This window comes from Oerskovia sp. NPDC060287 (genome assembly GCF_042726775.1).
GTDB lineage: Bacteria > Actinomycetota > Actinomycetes > Actinomycetales > Cellulomonadaceae > Oerskovia > Oerskovia merdavium.
Genome location: NZ_JBHXBO010000380.1, coordinates 1 through 2468, shown reverse-complemented (window position 1 = coordinate 2468; position 2468 = coordinate 1). Strand labels below are relative to the sequence as shown.

The window sequence follows — 2468 nt, the reverse complement described above, 5'->3', positions numbered from 1 at the left end:
GTCGTCGTCCTCCCGGGTGAGCCGAGCGGCAGGTGCGACAGCTGGGACGGGCGGCTCCGTCGTCGGGCTGGCAGGATGCCTGCTGTGACCCAGACGCAGACCCAGGACCTGTCCGCCGGCGTGACCACCACGGGCCAGGGGGCCGCCACGGCGGTACCCGACGTCGTCGTGGTGGAGCTCGGCGCCGAGGCGAGCGGCGACGACGTCCAGGTCGCGCTCGACTCCGCCAACGAGGGGGTCCGTGCCGCGCGCGAGGCGCTGCTCGCGGGCGGGGTCGCGGACGAGGACCTGCGCACCGCGCAGACGTCCACGTGGACGCAGCAGTCACAGCAGCCCGACGGCGCCACGAGCCTGCGCGTCACGGCCCGCCTCACGCTGCGGGTCACGGTGCGCGACGTCGGGGCGTCGGGAGAGCTCGTGCGGGCCGCGCTGGGTGCCGCCGGGCCCGTCGCCCGGCTCGACTCGATGCGCTTCGCCGTGAGCGCGCCCGGCCCACTGGCCGTCGCGGCCCGCGAGGAGGCGTTCGCCGACGCCCGGACCAAGGCCGAGCAGTACGCGGCCCTCGCGGGCCGCAGGCTCGGCGTGGTCGTCGAGGTCGGCGAGCAGGGCGGCGGGTTCGCGCCGGTGCCCCGCATGATGTCCGCCAAGGCCGCGGGTGCTCACGACGCGCTGGCCGTGGACCCCGGGCACGAGCAGGTCGACGCGAGCGTGACCGTGCGCTGGGCCTGGGCGGACTGAGGGGCTCGTGACAAATCTCAGGGGGACGGCGCTTCCGCGCGCGCTACGTTTGTCGGCATGCTGATCATCGAGGACTACCTCCTGCTCGTGCTGGACGACGTCACGGGCAAGCCCGTCGGTGACAGCTCGTACCTCCAGCAGATCGCCGGCGGTGCGCTCCTCGTCGAGCTCGCGCTCCTGGGGCGGGTCGATCTCGCGGGCGACGGCTCGGGCTGGCGCTCGGGACGCGTCGTGGTCCGCGACCAGTCGCCGACCGGGCGGTCGCTGCTCGACGACGCGCTCGCCGTGGTGAAGTCGAGGGAGGGCTCCAAGCCCAAGAACCTGGTCGACACCCTCTCGCGGACCAAGCCGGCCGACGCCGCGCTCGACGACCTGGTCGCGCGCGGCCTGCTGCGCCGCGAGGACGGTCGGATCCTCGGCATCTTCCCCACGACGCGCTGGCCCGCGGCGGACTCGCGCCACGAGGGCGAGCTGCGGGGCACGCTCGCACGCGTCCTGCTCGACGGCGGAGCGCCCGACGAGAGGACCGGTGCGCTCGTCGCGATCCTCGCCGCCACGCGGCAGGCGGGTCGCGTCATGGCGGCCGGTGCACCGCTCACGGCGTCCGAGCGTCGGGCGGTCGACCACCGGGCCAAGGGGCTCGCGGAGGGGAGCTGGGCCGCGGGAGCGACCCGCGCGTACGTCGAGGAGATCACCGCGGCCACGACTGCGGCGATCACCACGACCGCGGTCATCGCGGGTGCCACGGCCTGACCCGCACGCCCTGCCCGCGTCCCGCCCGTGTCGCGACACGAGCGGGTTTCCCTTGACGTCGTGCGCCCAGGTACAGTAGTTCGGTTGCCTCGGCGAGGGACGTCTGACGGCCGGTGAGTCACCGGAAGGTCAGCAGGATCCTGAAGGGTCCCCGTAATCGACTGGGCGGTCGTCCTCGTGCGCCCGTCATGTGTCCCGCGCCGACGCAGCCGCCCGTCCTCCGGTGACAACCAGCCGGCCGGACAGCCGACTGCTTCCCACTGGTGGTCGGCCCGCAAACGTTCTTCAGGAGCTCACGTGTCCGATATCAAGCTTGTCGCAGAGGCCCGCACCGAGTTCGGCAAGGGTGCCGCCCGCCGTACCCGCCGCAACAACCAGATCCCCGCCGTCCTGTACGGGCACGGCACGGACCCGGTCCACGTCGCGCTCCCCGCGCACCAGACCACGCTCGCCCTCAAGCACTCGAACGCGCTCTTCACGATCGCGCTCGACGGCACCGAGGTCCTGGCCCTGGCCAAGGACGTCCAGCGCGACCCGGTCAAGGACGTCGTCGAGCACATCGACCTCCTCATCGTGAAGAAGGGCGAGAAGGTCGACGTCGACGTTCCCGTCCACGTCATCGGTGAGGCCGCTCCTGGCACCATCCACATCGTCGAGCAGCTCACGCTCTCGATCCAGGCCCTGGCGACCAACCTGCCCGAGGTCATCTCGGTCGACATCACCGGCCTCACCGCCGGCACGGTCGTCTTCGCCGGCGACATCGCACTGCCCGAGGGCAGCGTCCTCGTGACCGAGCCGACCGCCGACGTCGTGCTCATCACCGAGCCGCGCGTCGAGGCCACGGCCGCCGAGGTCGCCGCCGAGGCAGAGGCCGCTCCGCTCGTCTGATCGAGCTGACGGTCCGATCCACCGCTCCAGGACCTGGTCCAGGAGCAGCAGGACCTTGACGACCCGAGGCGTCCGGTGCAGCTCTGCAC

Annotated in this window: 3 protein-coding genes; all 3 read left to right on the top strand. The window is 72.9% G+C overall.

All coding sequences use genetic code 11. From position 1 onward, the window contains the following. Positions 1–84: 84 nt before the first annotated feature. The 3 genes from ACFWFR_RS19085 (at position 85) to ACFWFR_RS19075 (ending at position 2379) form a co-directional block, all read left to right on the top strand. The gene (locus ACFWFR_RS19085) at positions 85–738 is read left to right on the top strand and encodes an SIMPL domain-containing protein (protein ID WP_377624161.1); all 654 of its coding nucleotides are present in this window, start codon (positions 85–87) and stop codon (positions 736–738) included. Between the two features lie 57 nt (positions 739–795). Further along, on the top strand, positions 796–1491 hold the full coding sequence (locus ACFWFR_RS19080) for a GPP34 family phosphoprotein (protein WP_377624160.1): 696 nt from the start codon (positions 796–798) through the stop codon (positions 1489–1491). 297 nt (positions 1492–1788) lie between these two features. Then, a complete protein-coding gene (locus ACFWFR_RS19075; protein WP_191800425.1) occupies positions 1789–2379 on the top strand; it encodes a 50S ribosomal protein L25/general stress protein Ctc in 591 nt (196 codons plus the stop codon). Positions 2380–2468: the final 89 nt, after the last annotated feature.

Coding starts and splice junctions, on each gene's coding strand:
- ACFWFR_RS19080 (WP_377624160.1), top strand. CDS start 796: ATGCTGATCATCGAGGACTACCTCCTGCTCGTGCTGGACGACGTCACG.